This window comes from Chitinophaga sp. YR573, assembly GCF_900110995.1.
In the GTDB taxonomy this organism is placed as follows: domain Bacteria; phylum Bacteroidota; class Bacteroidia; order Chitinophagales; family Chitinophagaceae; genus Chitinophaga.
Genome location: NZ_FOJF01000002.1, coordinates 680,860 through 695,388 on the forward strand (window position 1 = coordinate 680,860; position 14,529 = coordinate 695,388).

Consider the following 14,529-nt stretch of genomic DNA (forward strand, 5'->3'; position numbering starts at 1 on the left):
CATTTTAAATAAAAATATGGCAACAGACATTGCTTTATTCGACATACTTATATCAGCAGAACGTAGTACCGGTGATCGCCTGAAGGCATTGGCAGACTTCCGCCCTTTCCTTGAATCAGAAGAAGGTATTACCAAACTTTCTGAAGCCACGCGTGCGGAAGAAAGCAAAGAGGTGAAACGCGCTATGCTGCAAATGCTTTGTGAAATTGACATTGCCCGCATAAAGAATCATCAGTCTTATATCGATACCCTGGCGTCCATAGCCTGCCTGGAAGCGGAGCGTGATTTACGTTATACCGCGGTGAAACGATTGGCAGGCATAGCGGCGCATAATCATGAGATCCAGGAAATACTGGCGCTCACGCTTGTCTGTGATATGGACACAGATGTGCAACTGGCCAGCATTCAGGGGCTTCAAAGTGTGGTGTACAAAACAGAAGAAACAATAGCCGCATTGTACACTTACCTGCCACTGGCACCTGTTGTGTGCAGACGTCCATTACTGGGTCTTGTACAGCAATTGATGCATCCGCATTCTGCTCAAATGATGCTGCACTTCCTTAATCCGCTGGAACAGGAGTCCCTGCGTTTGGAGGCGGTAAAGTCTTTGGCGGGCATGCCTTTTCTGCTGCCGGAAGTGCTGACTTCCATCGCTGAAGCACTGGCTACTGAAAGTTCCCTGCCGGTGCGGGACGCTATTATTCAATTGCTGGCGGGCCTGCAATGGATAGATGCTGCGCTCTTTACACACCTGTTTGCTGCCCTGCAGCAAATGCCTGATCAGCCAATGCTGCTCTCGCTTGTTGCAGAGCGTCTTACGGCCAATCCGGGATTACAGGACGATTTCGTCAACTTATTTACTCAAACGAAATCTGCAGGTTTAAAGATCAATCTCTTGTCGTTGTTACAGTATACGAACATGATGCAACTGATTACCCGTGCAATGGAAGATCCTAATCCTTATGTGAGGGAAGCGGCTTTACCATTACTGGCGAATAAGTTCGGAGAATGGCAGGGGGTGCTGGAACCTGTACTGGTACAGGCTATCAGTGTAGAACCTCTTACGGCATTACGTTATGCACAAGTAAATGTGATCCTGAATACCGGTCGTAAATCGGTACAGACAGACAACATGCTGGTACAACTGGCTGTTGCTGAAACAGACCATCAGCTGAAAATACAATTGGCCTATGCGGTGTGTCAGGTTGTGGTAAATAGTGATAACAGGCATGCGTTGCTGCAATTATTCAGTGAAATACTGGAAGGCCCCTGGTATCCGGAAGACCTGAAACAATATGTGATAGCACGTTTACAGACATTCGCCTACAGTAATGACCCGGCGCTGAAGAAAAGCCTGGAACTGATGCTGGACCAGGCCAAAGATGTCTATGAGCTGGAACGCATTTACGGTGTATTGAAAACACTGGAAACAGATTTTAGTCAGCTGGCGCCGGCTTTGTTGCGCGTATTATACCGTCACATTGCCTTTTATCCGCAACAACCATTGCACGACTGGGTACAGATGATCGGTAAACTGGCCGACCAGCACGCGGAACTCCGTGCGGGGTTACCATACCTGGTATCTGTTACGGGAGCAAACTGGCTGCTGCAAAACGCAGACAAAAGCGATCAGACAGGCGCCTTCCTGCCTACTTTCAAAAACGCCATGCTTACAGACGGTAGTGCATCCTCTTTCCTGGGGATGAAAAACCTGATTACGACTGCATGGAATAACCGTACCATCAAAAAGAGCGAGATCTCTGAATTATACAAAATACTGTTGCGCATGCCCAAATCGGTAGGGCTGATTCAACTGTTGCTGGGCATTATGGAGCAGGGGAAACTCGTAACACCGGAGCTGGTGAAAGTGAGCCTGGATTATATCCTCAATGGACAGGATCATAGCGGTATCTGGGAAGTGCGTCAATACCTGGAGAAAACCGGTTTCCTGGACCTCGAATACCGTCAGCGACTGGTGAGCCTTTTCACACAGGAGAACTTCGATCGCTACAGGCAGTACAATGTGCCGGACATTCATTCCAAGAAACGTATCACTACGCTCAATGATTGGGAATATGCCGGATGGATCTGCCCTTATGCCCAATGGCCTTTGGCGCAGCTGATATTCACAGTGGAACCAGGTGATCTGATCACCCGTATTTTTAGTAAGCCGGTCACTACTGAAGATGCCTCCTGCACTTTACAATACCTTGTGCTGGAACATTTGTTCCGCAACAGCAGTGGCAACTGGGCGAAATTCATTTATAAAGACATCGCACGATTCGAAGCCTTTTTATTGCTGTTGAAAAATGGCATTGAACAGTTACCTGCGGGCAATGCATTACGCGACCGTATGCTGCATACCTATTGGAAAAGATGGAACGATTACATTAGTCTGCTGAATGGCAAACCCATACCACAGGAGTTGACAAATACCGCTACGCTTGTATATGCAGGTGTATGTGAAAAGCTGAAGGAGTTCAATCCGGCATTTAACGGCAAGCAGTATCCTGATGTACTCAAAAACATGAATAAGGATTTGCTGCAACAGCATTGGCCCTGGACAGCGGAGTTATGGGATGAATTCTCTTACAAGAATTTCCCGGTAAAAGATCCTGATCAGGAATCCGCAGTAGCTTTGTTTCAGCGGGCAGCAAAGACCTTACATGCAGGCAATAATAGCGAAGCATATCAGTTGCTGAAGGAGCTGATTACAAGCTACCCGCATACCCGTCTGGTAAAAGAAAAATTATCGATGATTGAAAATTCTATTAAACAGCTGGAAGAAGAGTTGAATAACTAATTGTTTGTAACAAAGCATAATAGGCTCGGCTAGGTAGGAGTCTATTATGTTTTGTTATTTATTGTCGCGTTTATAATACAATCAATTACATTTTCAGCTTTACAGTTGTTTAGTCCGGCTCCCCAGCAAGCGTTAAACTCAAGAATAAACCAGCCTATCTGCTCATTATAGGCAATATCAACAACTACTGCATCAGGTAACTGATTTTTATTGTTATCTAGAAAATCTGTTACAAAATCTTTTCCGGTGTTAATATCTGCAAACCCCTCATATAGGGCAATATCCTTTACTATTCCATTTAGTATAAAGCTCCTGGCTTCTGCCTGTATGGTTTCAATGATGGTGGAAGTAAGGATTTCTTCAGTAGTTTCCAGGCCTTCTGTTATCTGTTTAAAATCAGCTATAGTTTTGAAAATACCTGCAAGGAATATTTTAGGAATAACGGGCTTAATAAAAACAGGGAAATCGCTTTCCGTAATCTGTCCGATTGTTTTTAGTGTAATAGTCCGTTTTGTCCATTTGTTATCCAGTCTTGCAATCAATGCATCATCTGGTGACAGGAGTTCAACGTCATAGATTTGTGCTAATACGAATGCAAATGTCTGGTTGCCATAGATGGCGATTTTCCGTTTTGCCAGTTCTTCGTCTTTAATCCAGTATTTCCCCAGTCGTTTTATCTCCTGGAGACTGTTGGTCCAGGTAGTATAAATCTGTTCAAATTCAGGATCTGTTTTTTCAGGAATCAGGAGTGTGGTAGATCTATCCATGTATAAATAGCCGCTTTACAGGAGCGGAAACTAATAAAAAAGCCGCAATCTGCGGCTTTTTTATTAGTTCAGTTTATCTGTAGTATCCACCATGTCCATGATAATGAGGTCGGTGATAATATCCTGGTCTGTCCCGGACAACCAGGCAACTACTTAAACCGGAGATGAGTACTGCTGTGAGAATAAGATATTTTAGCTTTTTCATGATTGTTAGGTTTGAAATGTGTGATGTATAGATAGAAGTTAATCGTCTGCAGTACGTTTAAACTTCGTCTTCACATATACTAATGACAAAACTGTGCCAGATTATAGGTAGAATTGTTATCTACTGTTAACGTGTTGAATTAACAGATCTTTAACCAGGTGTCATTAAACCTAAGCGTATTTAATCTAACAGCTTATTAATATCTATCCCTTTTATACATTCTTCTCCTATCTTATTAATAGCTTCTATGGATAAGGGTTTGCCGGTACCGGAGTTCTTAAACAGGATATAGACGATACCAGATTTCGCTCCTCCATGACGGGGATCATTATTTATGCCTAACTGAGTAGCTAACGCGATAGACCCTTCTCCGGGATCGTCTCCTGTATCTGCAAATATTGCATAACACTTTTTTCCGTTTTTCTTATTTACCCTTAAACCTTATCATTGTACTATATTATCTCAATATACTATGGAAGTGGTTATATTTTGCGGGATACAGGCTACGGGTAAATCTACGTTCTTCAAAGAACATTTCTTTTCCACGCACGTCAGGATTTCCATGGACCTGCTGACAACACGTAACCGGGAAGATCTCTTTATGGAAGCCTGTTTTAAAAGCTGGCAAAAGTTTGTAATTGACAATACGAACCCTTCCAAAATAGAACGGCAGAAATATATTTCCCAGGCAAAGGAGTATAAATTTAAAGTGATAGGATATTATTTTCAGTCGGTCATTACTGATGCCTTAATGAGGAATAATCAGCGAAGTGGTGATGCACTCATACCAGAAATCGGAATCAAAGGGACTTTCAACCGGCTGCAATTACCTTCAAAGGATGAAGGGTTTGATGAACTTTATTATGTATCAATAGGTGATAACGGATTCACTGTAAAAGAATGGAACGATGAAATTTAATGAGCTGGATAAAAAAATGCGGATTTACGAAACAGCCAGTGATGCTTTCGTATTACCTGAAATATATATTGTGGTAAGAATTGATGGCAGGAACTTTACCAGGCTGACAAAAGAACAACACGATTTCGAAAAACCTTTTGATGAAAGGTTCAAAAACTACATGCAAGAAACAGTCATACACCTGATGAACACGGGTTTAAATATTGTGTATGGATATACACAGAGCGACGAGATATCATTGTTGTTTCATATAAATGAAGCTTCATTCGGGAGGAAACATCGTAAAATTAACTCTGTTCTTGCCGGAGAAGCCAGTGCATGCTTCTCTCTGCTTCTTGGGAGTATTGGTGTTTTTGATTGCAGGATCTGTGAACTGCCTAATAAAATATTAGTAGCAGATTATTTCAGGTGGAGGAATGAAGATGCACACCGGAATGCATTGAGCGCTCATTGTTACTGGCAATTAAGAAAAACCGGACTATCTGCTGTTAAAGCAACAGAACGTATCAGCAAATTAAGTACGGCTGAGAAAAACGAATTGCTTTTCAGTTATGGTATTAACTTTAATGAGCTTCCTGCCTGGCAAAAAAGGGGTATTGGTATTTACTGGAAGGAAGTCAGTAAAGAAGGATTTAACCCTAAAACACAGACTACTGTCACTGTTAAAAAGAGACAATTATATGTAGAGGAGGAACTGCCAATGAAAGATGAATACAATAGTTTTATCCTTGATTTAATAAAAAGGAGTGAGGAAGCCTGAGTTTATCCATAACTCAACGTATTACTTATAACAGCTCGCTTCCGCATCGTCACCCAAAGCAGCTATTGATGGGATATTTCCTTTGAACAGTTGCCGGTCTCCCCATTCCTTTAGTTCGTTGATGAAAGGGATCAGTCGTAATCCTGTCTCAGTAAGGCTGTATTCAACCCGGGGAGGCAATTCATGGAATACCTCTCTGCATATCAGTTCATCTTCTTCCAGTTCGCGTAATGTCTGTGTCAGCATTTTAGGAGTGATATCGATAATGTGACGGCGCAATTCGCCATAACGGAGTTTGTTATTCCGCCATAAGTACATCATGATACGCCCTTTATATTTGCCACCTATACGCCGGAACGCATAATCAATACTACAAACAGGGTTTTCTATCTTTTTTTTATTGTCTTTCAAGTTTATTTGTTTGATAGTCAATGTTAGTATCCTTTTGGTATCCAGCACACAAAAAAGTGCATACTTGTCTTAACAACCGGGTATCAATACCTTTGATACAAATTTAGGAAACATGGAAAGACGAGCCTTACTGAAAGATATATTTTTATTAGGTATAACTGCCTCCCTGCCATTAAAGCGTCTGCTGGCACAACAAAAGAATAACATACGCCCTTTTCACCAGTTTAAACTGGGTGAACTGGAACTGACAGTCATCACAGATGGATCTATCCGGATGACCCCGGTACAACCTATGTTTGCTCCCGGTATTCCCTCCGCAGCAGTAGACAGCCTGCTGGTGAATAGTTTTCGTACTACCAAAGAAATAGATCTTGGAATCAATATCCTGGTTATCCGTAAGGGAAAGCAAACAATCCTGATCGACACAGGTACCGGTAATGGCTTTGATGGCAATTTCGGCAGTGATTCCGGATGGTTGATAAAATCATTAACCGATGCAGGTATTTCCCGGGAAGAAGTAACAGATATTATTATTACACATGCTCATCCTGATCATATCGGCGGCCTGTTCAACAACGATGGCAGTTTAGTTTTTCCTACAGCACAGGTGTATCTTTCTGCTATTGAATATGCATTCTGGACATTGGATAAACCGGATTTTTCAAAGAGTAAAATGGAAAATTCTGAACAACTGAAACAGATACTGGCATCCACACATAAGGTATTACAAGTACTAAAACCTACTGTACATTTATTTGATGATCAGACAGAACTATTCGGTTGTATCCGTTTACAAAAGGCTCCGGGACATACTCCAGGGCATACGATAGTACACGTTTATTCAGGTGGAGAAGAACTGGTACATATCGCGGATCTCCTGCATTCTGATGCATTGCAGTTCCAGCATACGGAATGGGGATTTTCAGGTGATACGGATATTGCATTAGCAGCAGCTACCAGAAAGAAAGTAGTGGCTACACTGGCAACAAATAAAACAAAAGTATTTGCTTATCATCTTCCCTGGCCGGGGATAGGCCATGTGCGTAGCAAAGGAAATGCATATGAATGGGTGATGGAAACATATCCAATACCTGGCTGATTCAAAAACAAAAGGCTGGAAATTTCCAGCCTTTTATAATTAGTTTATTTCTTTGGATACCAGTTCCGCAATCTTACCTCAATTGCAGGATTACCGGCATTCACAAGATTCTTGAATTCATTTACATCGCTTAGGCCGCCTTTACCACGATAATGATAAGGATATACTACTTTGGGCTTAAACGCCAGCACACCACTCGCCGCTTCTTTTACATCCATGGTATAAGGAAGGTTCATACATACAAATGCCACATCAATATTTTTCAGTGAGCGCATTTCAGGAATAGCCTGTGTATCACCGGAAATATAAATGTTTTTACCACCGATATGTAAGATATACCCATTGCCACGTCCTTTGGTATGCATAGCAGTAGGGCTCTCCGGAAGATTATACATAGGGATAGCGCTGATGGATATACCCAGTTGTTTAGTGGTACCGCCATTAGGCAATATTACCACATGATCCTTATTAGGCATTTTATCTGCCACTACTTTTGGTACAATGAAAATAGTATTGGGTTTGGCAACAGCAGCCAGTGTAGTAGAATCAAAGTGATCGCCATGAATATCAGTGATGAGGATAATGTCCGGAGAGGCTACACTTGTGAAATTAGCAGCACCATTAGGATCTGCATAAATAGTTTTGCCTCCCGTGCTGAGAACAAGACTCGCATGCTCAATGGGTTGAATAATTAACGGGCCGCTGCCGGTTTTCAGGGTGTCCTGTGCCTGGGTTTTTCCGATCCATAAAGATAAGCTCAGTAATAATATACTGTATTTCATAAAATGTGATTTTGAGAACACTAAATTACAAATTACCTGTCTTTATCTTTAAAAATGGGATAGCCGGTTTTATTTATCTAAAAAGGGCAGGATGAGAGCGGTCAGTTTCTGCGTTTCCATCATCAGGCTTACATGTGTAGCACCAGGTATAATGGCCAGTTGAGATTTCGGTAATCCTGTCATATCACCAAAAACACCACCACCACAAAGTTTGTACGTCTCAGCAACATAACTTAAATCAACTCCATCATTATCTCCATTAATAAACAACACAGGAGATTTAATCGCTTTTATGTTTTCTGTTCCCAGATCAAACGGAGTCCCATCAAACTTAATCAGTTTAGTAGCGAAGTCATTCCAATGGCTTTTATCCGGAGAAAGCTTATCGTATTCAGTTTTGATCGGTGTATTTGTGAAGAACTCCGGTTTCATATGAGGGAACATTTCTCTTGCTGCAGGAATCCATCCTTCAAATTTATATACAGAAGAAATAATGATCAGTTTGTGGACAAGAGAAGGATGTTTAATGGCCAGTTCAAAGGCAACTATTCCGCCTAAACTATAACCTGCAATATCTGCGCTATCAATCTTTAAATATTTCAGTAACCCCGCTACATCATCAGCAAGTGCAGCGTAGGAGAACGGACGATCAATATCAGCTGTTCTTCCATGCCCCTGCATTTCCAATACGATCACTTTATGCGATTTAGCCAATTCAGGTATCAACTGGCTATAGTTCAGATTGATATTCATATAGCTACCATGGAGCAGTACAATAGGTTTTCCTTCTCCATGAATTTCATAATACATTTTTAATCCGTCGATAGGTGCATATCCTGATGTCATGTTATTGGCTTTTTGTTGCGCATTACCTGATAAGATAGAAAGACAAGTGATGAACAGAGTGATAATAAGTGTTTTCATTTGTTTGTTGATTTGATAATGCAAACTTAGCGAGGAGATTTAACGGATACAGGGGGGGATTACGACTAATTGAAGGATGATTTGCGACAATCCGGAATGTTTGTATCTTCAACGATCAAACAGAAACTCTATATCACTGTACTATGCTGCTTCCTGGCAGTAAAATCCTTTGCACTACCTGATACGCTGCAAAAGCGTCTGCAGCAGTTGCAACAGGCAGATGACCTGTCGGGTTGGTTATATGAGCGGATGGAATATGTCGCCGCCGACCCTGCCGCCCGTATAAATGTACTGATGGACTGTAAAAAGGATGCCTGGCGTCCTATCCGCACAGATGAAGACTACCTCGCCTGGCTGGACCTGCTCGTGAACCAGGGCTATTACCAGCTCTACCTCGGGAATATATTACAGTCGATTCAATGTTACGAACAGGCCTACTCTTTTTACAAACAAACATTACCCGACCCATATGATGTGGAAGACCACATCCTTAAACCGCTGGGGAATAACTATACCCGCCTGGGAGATTATGAAAGCGCCCTGTATATCCAGGAGCAGATGTTATCCCTGGCCTTAAAGAAAAAAGACCCCGCACTGATTGCCGCTGCTTATGCAAATATGGCCGTGCTGAGGAGATCTCAGGGGGAGTGGCTACAGGCTACCGCCCTCGCTAAACAGGGATTAACATACGCCGGTGATAAAGCCCCCGTAAGAGGACTCTTACTCAACACCCTCTCAGACCTCGCCACTTCCAGAGGAAGTTACGACAGTGCCCGTTTGCTAAATGCCGCCGCCTTAAAAATACTAAAGGGTACAAACCCTTACTGGCTGGAAAGCGCCTATGTACAGGCAGCAGCTACCAGCAGCAATCCGCTGCAGCAATACCAGCTGGCCTTACAGGTGATAGAAAAACACTTCAAAGGAGGAAGGCAACGAGAAAAAGCAAATGTATATGTGCTGATGGGACGAGCCTTGCTGGATCAGAATAAACCAGATGCCGCCAGGCAACAATACCAGCAGGCGCTTAAAATATTGCTGCCGTCCTACACCCCGGATAGACTGCCGGAAGAACGCTGGCTGTACGGTGAATACATTTTACAGGATGCCCTGGAAGGACTCGCCAGAACATATCATCAGCAAGGGCATTCACAACAGGCACTGGCAGTCATAGATCTCTGTTTCGCCGCCGCTGCTAAATTAAGAAACGAATTTGCCGGAATGGATTCCCGTCGCTTACAGCAACAGGAGAACCGCCGCCGGGTAGAACTGGCGATGAAAATAGCTTATAGCCTGTATACCACGACTAAAGAAACGCAGTACGCCAACCGTATGCTGCAATATGCAGAACAGGGCAAAGCACAATGGCTGTTGGAAGAGATCCGCAGGAATATTGGTTATGCCGCCATGCATGAAAAAGATACACTGTTCCATCGTATGCAGCAACTGGAACAGGCCATCGCTTATTACAACCGGGAAGCAGCCGACAAAACAGATATGATCTCTTCCCTGGAATATGAAATGAGCGGCCTGCAAAGGAAATTGCAGCAGCGTTACCCTGCACTGTTACAAAGCAACCGCGTAACCAGCACCCAGCTAAATGATCTGCCCGAAAATACGGAAGTAATAGCCTGCTTCGCAGGAGAAAAACAATGGTTCCTGCTGGAAGCAGATAAACACGGCGTAAAAGCGGTGCGTACCATAGATAACCTGGGCACACAATGCCGGTACTTTGTACAGCACTACTTCAAGGAAGGCCCCAATGCCATGATGAATGATCCGGTAACCTATTACAAAGATGCTTACAAACTATACCAGGCAATACTGGGTGGTAAGAAATGGCAACAAAATTATCAATACTTATTTCTGACAGATGATGTACTGGGTTATGTGCCATTTGATGCACTTGTCACAGACAGCACCTATCATCCTGATATCAGCACCTGGCCTTTCCTGGTAAAACAGGCATCGATCAGTTATGCATATTCATTATTAAGCTGGCAGCAACTAAGAAAAAGACAACGGGAAAAAACAAGCGGCTTCACCGGCTTTTTCATCACCCACGACAGCAGCAGCCGGGCCATCCCTGCTGTGGTAGAAGAACAACGCCAGCTCAAAACTATTGTAAGTGGTAAATATGAAGAGAACCAGGCAGCCACATTGCAGGCCCTGGAACAGGCATTACAGCAAACGGGCGTGCTGCACATCAGCACACATGCAGGCGTAAACCATGAACCTATCCTGGAAATGGCGGACGGCAACTTTGCACTGTCTTCTCTCACCGCCCGCTTGCACGCTCCTCAACTGGTGGTGCTCAGCGCCTGCAGAACAGCAGATGGCTGGCTGATGCAGGGAGAAGGTGTACAGAGCTTATCCTGGGGATTTGCCGCAGCAGGTATCCCGGGAGTGGTAGCAGGATTGTGGAACGTGAACGATGCCGGGGCCGCTACCTTTATGCCTCATTTTTATGAGAACCTGCACAAAGGGCAGGAGGTAAGTGCCGCACTGTACTCAGCTAAGCTGCAGTGGTTAAAGCAGCAGCAGACCAATCCGGTATTGCAACTGCCTTATTACTGGTCGGGCTGGGTGTATATGGGCATTCCGCAAACAATCACTTTATCAACACCTATACCTGTCTATTGGTGGTGGATCGCTGCTTTATTATTGATATTTTTCCTATTTTACCTGTATAAAAAATTAACCCATGTCAAAACAATCAAGACGCCAGTTCATGTCAACCGCAGCTAAAACAGCTGCCGTGACGGGGATTGCCACACTTACAGGTGGAGCTGTAACAGCGAAAGAAACGCCTAAAGTGTTTATACATCATGTATATTTCTGGTTAAATAATCCTGATAGCCAGGAAGATAAGGATAAGCTGATTGCCGGATTGCGCAAACTCGCCGTAACAGCCAAAACCATCCAGCAGCACCATATAGGATTGCCATCCACTACCAACAGGGATGTGATAGACCGCTCCTACGCAGTATCCTGGATGTTGTTCTTTAAGAACAAGGCAGAGCAGGATATTTATCAGACAGATCCCGCACACTTAAACTTCATCAAGGAATGCTCTTCTGTATGGAAGAAAGTGATCGTGTATGATTCCGAAGATATATAAAACACAAATGCGAATGATCGTCTGATCATTCGCATTTAATCTCTTCACATTCTCTTATAATTACTGCATACCATCCATCATATTAGCACCATTCCCCTGGCTCTTGCGTTTAAACAAGCTCGCATCTATCTTTCCAAAACGGTAAGCAAAGTTCAGTTTTACCATCTGCGGATCACGCAGACGATTATAGTTCTGTACAAAGTAAGCGCTGGATGAATACTGGTCCGTTTTACGGCTCCTGAAAATATCACTCACACTCAATGTTACACTCGCTGCTTTACTCTTCAGGAAACTCTTCTTTATAGCAATATCAACGCCATAGAAAGGACGGATATAACCCTGGGAAGAACTCTGTGCCTGCATATCCGGAGGGCCACCACCAAACTGACGCTGGGTATTCACCGGTAAGTTTGTTTTCGACTGATATGTAGCGGTTAACTGTATATCAAAGTTAGCCGGTAACTTGAAATTACTGTTGAATTTACCAAACACACTCCACAATGCATCCTGCTGAACAGCACTGGTACTATCGGTGTTGATCTTGGAATTATAGATGTTAATATTGGTAGAGATATCCCACCACTTGGTAAGAATATTCTGTACCGTTATTTCCGCACCGGTTGTATAACTGCTGTTGGCATTGATATATGTGTTGATCAGCGCTGAGCTGCCGGTCGCTTCATCTGTTTGTCTTTCGGTATAACCGGTAATCAGGTGATCAGTATATTTATAATAAGCAGATGCCAGTAAGGTATGATTGCCTGCAAATGTTTTCAGATAAGAGAGCTCAAGAGAATGTGTGAACTCCGGTACCAGGGCAGGATTACCTTTAGTGATATTCAGCTTATCGGTAGAATCCGCAAAAGGGATCAGCTGGAAGAAGTTCGGACGGTTGATCCTGCGGTTATAACTCAGCTGTAATTCCTGGTTATGTTTCAGTTTCTGACTCAGGAACAGGGTAGGGAACAGACTGGCCGGGTATTCATTCCCAAACTTCTCACTGCTCTGTATCAGTTTCCCATCGTAGTTGGATTTCTCCACTCTCAATCCTAATTTATAACTGAAACTGCGGATACCACTGCTGAAAGTAGCATAAGCGGCATATACATTTTCATTATTCTCATAGTTACTGCTGGGATTAGGGATCAGTTCATAATCACCCAGTACATCACTAAAGATATAATTGTAGTTGTTGTTCTCTGTATGTCTTAATCCTGCTCTTAAACCAGCTTCTAATTTGGTAGTGGCATTGAATGGCTTCACATAGTCTGTCTGGATAGTGATATTCCTCATCTTACCATTTCCCTGTATTTTCTGCAGTTCATTGCCGGTAGCAGTACCACCCCTGGTGGTATAATAATTTGTGTTGTAATCAGAGTTGTTTTTGTAAGCACCACCGAAGTAGTTGGCGTCTACGGTCAGTTCTTCTCCTTCATGTGGGAACAGGTGTTTCATCCCCAGTACCAGACCGGTACCGTTGAAAACACGACTGCTGTTCGTTAAACGTTGTCCGTAAGAATGAGAAGAAGTACCGGCAGCAGTAAAGGTAGTATCTGAATTGATGTCCAGTACACTGGTTGGTTTCATACTCCCATGTACTTTCACACCTGATACAGATAATGTGGTACGGTTGTTCACGAAGTAATCCAGTCCAAGGCGACCGAAAGCAAATCCACCACCATTCCTGGAAGCATTGTTCTGCAGGGTATGTATGGGATCTGTTTCTATGGTGGTACGGTCGGTCGTGCCGGTAGTACGGTCCTTATTCTGGTTAATCATGGCGCTGGCCGTGATATTCACTTTATCCTGGCGAAGGTTGAAATCAGCCCCTCCATTTATAGCCCCGCGTTTATCGATACCTGCGCGAAGGTTACCGTTGTAACCCGTCTTACGGTTCTTTTTCAGTACGATATTGAGGATCCCTGCACCACCGCCGGAAGCATCATATTTGGCACTGGGAGCAGTAATCACTTCTACGCTTTCGATTGCATCAGCAGGAATCTGTTCCAGCGTGAGGGTGGTAGGCCGTCCATCTATGAATAACTGAGGAGCTGCGTTACGCATGGTAACGTTACCATCAATGTCCACATTTACGGAAGGCACGTTTTTCATCACATCCAGGGCAGTACCACCGGTACTGGAGATGTTCTTCTCCACGTTAAATACCTTTTTATCGCCGTCTATCTGCATCAGTGGTTTGGTACCGGTAACGGTCACTGCCTGCAGCTGACTGATACTTCCTGTCAGTTTGATATTTCCCATGTCCTTATCGAATGAAGGAATGGTACCGGGAGCAGGTTTCTTCGTTAAGAAAGCGACTGTCTGGGTATAAGTTTTATAACCGGTAGCCGTAATTTTCAGTTGTAAAGGGCCGAATACCGGTAATTCTTCCAGACTGAAATCACCGTTATTCTGTGTCATCACACCTTTTACAAGTACGTCTTTTTTAACACCACTGGCAGAGTCGAAACGGCTCTGTAAAACGATCACCGAAGTGTAAGGCATTGGTTTACCATCACTGTCCAGAATTTTCCCGTAAAGGTGGCCAATATTGGCCGGACGAGCGCCGCCGGGCATTCCTCCAGGAGGCATTCCACCACCGGGCATTTGTGCGTTTACAATACTAGAACAGGTCAACAGGGCGAAAAGCCATATAATTTTTTGCATAAGTTCCTTTTCAGATAACACAAAACTAATTGCGTATTTCCATTATACATAGTAAAATGAGGCAACAATATAAA

At 43.4% G+C, this 14,529-nt stretch carries 12 protein-coding genes and 1 pseudogene; 6 read left to right on the top strand and 7 right to left on the bottom strand.

Going from position 1 to position 14,529, the window contains the following annotated elements:
• Positions 1–16: 16 nt before the first annotated feature.
• The gene (locus BMW86_RS22685) at positions 17–2,803 is read left to right on the top strand and encodes a hypothetical protein (protein ID WP_089784228.1); all 2,787 of its coding nucleotides are present in this window, start codon (positions 17–19) and stop codon (positions 2,801–2,803) included.
• 44 nt (positions 2,804–2,847) lie between these two features.
• On the opposite strand, the gene BMW86_RS22690 is transcribed toward BMW86_RS22685, so the two are convergent.
• The 3 genes and pseudogenes from BMW86_RS22690 to BMW86_RS33385 all read right to left on the bottom strand — a co-directional run.
• Complete coding sequence (locus BMW86_RS22690; protein WP_089784229.1) at positions 2,848–3,570, bottom strand: ATP-grasp domain-containing protein; 723 nt, start codon at positions 3,568–3,570, stop codon at positions 2,848–2,850.
• A gap of 73 nt (positions 3,571–3,643) precedes the next feature.
• Positions 3,644–3,775, bottom strand: coding sequence for a hypothetical protein (locus BMW86_RS33225; protein WP_255372984.1), 132 nt, complete (start codon positions 3,773–3,775; stop codon positions 3,644–3,646).
• Between the two features lie 180 nt (positions 3,776–3,955).
• Positions 3,956–4,183: pseudogene (locus BMW86_RS33385) on the bottom strand (hypothetical protein); the annotation flags it as partial.
• 64 nt (positions 4,184–4,247) lie between these two features.
• Here BMW86_RS33385 and BMW86_RS22700 point away from each other — a divergent pair.
• Entirely contained in the window at positions 4,248–4,694 is a 447-nt protein-coding gene (locus BMW86_RS22700; protein WP_089784230.1) for a bifunctional polynucleotide phosphatase/kinase family protein, read from the top strand.
• Positions 4,684–5,454, top strand: a complete 771-nt coding sequence (locus tag BMW86_RS22705; protein WP_089784231.1) for a tRNA(His) guanylyltransferase Thg1 family protein — start codon at positions 4,684–4,686, stop codon at positions 5,452–5,454. The genes BMW86_RS22700 and BMW86_RS22705 overlap by 11 nt, the downstream gene beginning before the upstream one ends.
• 21 nt (positions 5,455–5,475) lie before the next feature.
• Here the strand turns inward: BMW86_RS22705 and BMW86_RS22710 are convergent, their stop codons facing one another.
• The gene (locus tag BMW86_RS22710; protein ID WP_255372985.1) at positions 5,476–5,865 is read right to left on the bottom strand and encodes a winged helix-turn-helix transcriptional regulator; all 390 of its coding nucleotides are present in this window, start codon (positions 5,863–5,865) and stop codon (positions 5,476–5,478) included.
• 112 nt (positions 5,866–5,977) lie between these two features.
• Between BMW86_RS22710 and BMW86_RS22715 the strand changes: the two genes are divergently transcribed.
• Entirely contained in the window at positions 5,978–6,964 is a 987-nt protein-coding gene (locus BMW86_RS22715) for an MBL fold metallo-hydrolase (RefSeq protein ID WP_089784232.1), read from the top strand.
• A 44-nt stretch (positions 6,965–7,008) separates the two neighbouring features.
• Here BMW86_RS22715 and BMW86_RS22720 read toward each other — a convergent pair whose 3' ends face one another.
• Together BMW86_RS22720 and BMW86_RS22725 are read right to left on the bottom strand one after the other, a co-directional pair.
• Entirely contained in the window at positions 7,009–7,746 is a 738-nt protein-coding gene (locus BMW86_RS22720; RefSeq protein WP_089784233.1) for an MBL fold metallo-hydrolase, read from the bottom strand.
• Positions 7,747–7,815: 69 nt separating this feature from the next.
• Positions 7,816–8,670 (bottom strand): alpha/beta fold hydrolase, encoded by an 855-nt coding sequence (locus BMW86_RS22725; protein ID WP_089784234.1) that lies wholly within the window; start codon positions 8,668–8,670, stop codon positions 7,816–7,818.
• Between the two features lie 96 nt (positions 8,671–8,766).
• Here BMW86_RS22725 and BMW86_RS22730 point away from each other — a divergent pair, with 96 nt between their 5' ends.
• Together BMW86_RS22730 and BMW86_RS22735 are read left to right on the top strand one after the other, a co-directional pair.
• Positions 8,767–11,415 carry a CHAT domain-containing protein gene (locus BMW86_RS22730; RefSeq protein WP_089784235.1) on the top strand — a complete coding sequence of 883 codons (2,649 nt, stop codon included), beginning with the start codon at positions 8,767–8,769 and terminating at the stop codon, positions 11,413–11,415.
• Positions 11,372–11,788: a Dabb family protein gene (locus BMW86_RS22735; protein WP_089784236.1), complete on the top strand. Its 417-nt coding sequence runs from the start codon at positions 11,372–11,374 to the stop codon at positions 11,786–11,788. Before BMW86_RS22730 ends, BMW86_RS22735 begins: the two co-directional genes overlap by 44 nt.
• Before the next feature lie 60 nt (positions 11,789–11,848).
• On the opposite strand, the gene BMW86_RS22740 is transcribed toward BMW86_RS22735, so the two are convergent.
• Positions 11,849–14,455: a TonB-dependent receptor gene (locus tag BMW86_RS22740; protein ID WP_089784237.1), complete on the bottom strand. Its 2,607-nt coding sequence runs from the start codon at positions 14,453–14,455 to the stop codon at positions 11,849–11,851.
• Positions 14,456–14,529: the final 74 nt, after the last annotated feature.

Coding starts and splice junctions, on each gene's coding strand:
- BMW86_RS22685 (WP_089784228.1), top strand. CDS start 17: ATGGCAACAGACATTGCTTTATTCGACATACTTATATCAGCAGAACGT.
- BMW86_RS22690 (WP_089784229.1), bottom strand. CDS start 3,570: ATGGATAGATCTACCACACTCCTGATTCCTGAAAAAACAGATCCTGAA.
- BMW86_RS33225 (WP_255372984.1), bottom strand. CDS start 3,775: ATGAAAAAGCTAAAATATCTTATTCTCACAGCAGTACTCATCTCCGGT.
- BMW86_RS22700 (WP_089784230.1), top strand. CDS start 4,248: ATGGAAGTGGTTATATTTTGCGGGATACAGGCTACGGGTAAATCTACG.
- BMW86_RS22705 (WP_089784231.1), top strand. CDS start 4,684: ATGAAATTTAATGAGCTGGATAAAAAAATGCGGATTTACGAAACAGCC.
- BMW86_RS22715 (WP_089784232.1), top strand. CDS start 5,978: ATGGAAAGACGAGCCTTACTGAAAGATATATTTTTATTAGGTATAACT.
- BMW86_RS22720 (WP_089784233.1), bottom strand. CDS start 7,746: ATGAAATACAGTATATTATTACTGAGCTTATCTTTATGGATCGGAAAA.
- BMW86_RS22725 (WP_089784234.1), bottom strand. CDS start 8,670: ATGAAAACACTTATTATCACTCTGTTCATCACTTGTCTTTCTATCTTA.
- BMW86_RS22730 (WP_089784235.1), top strand. CDS start 8,767: ATGTTTGTATCTTCAACGATCAAACAGAAACTCTATATCACTGTACTA.
- BMW86_RS22735 (WP_089784236.1), top strand. CDS start 11,372: ATGTCAAAACAATCAAGACGCCAGTTCATGTCAACCGCAGCTAAAACA.
- BMW86_RS22740 (WP_089784237.1), bottom strand. CDS start 14,455: ATGCAAAAAATTATATGGCTTTTCGCCCTGTTGACCTGTTCTAGTATT.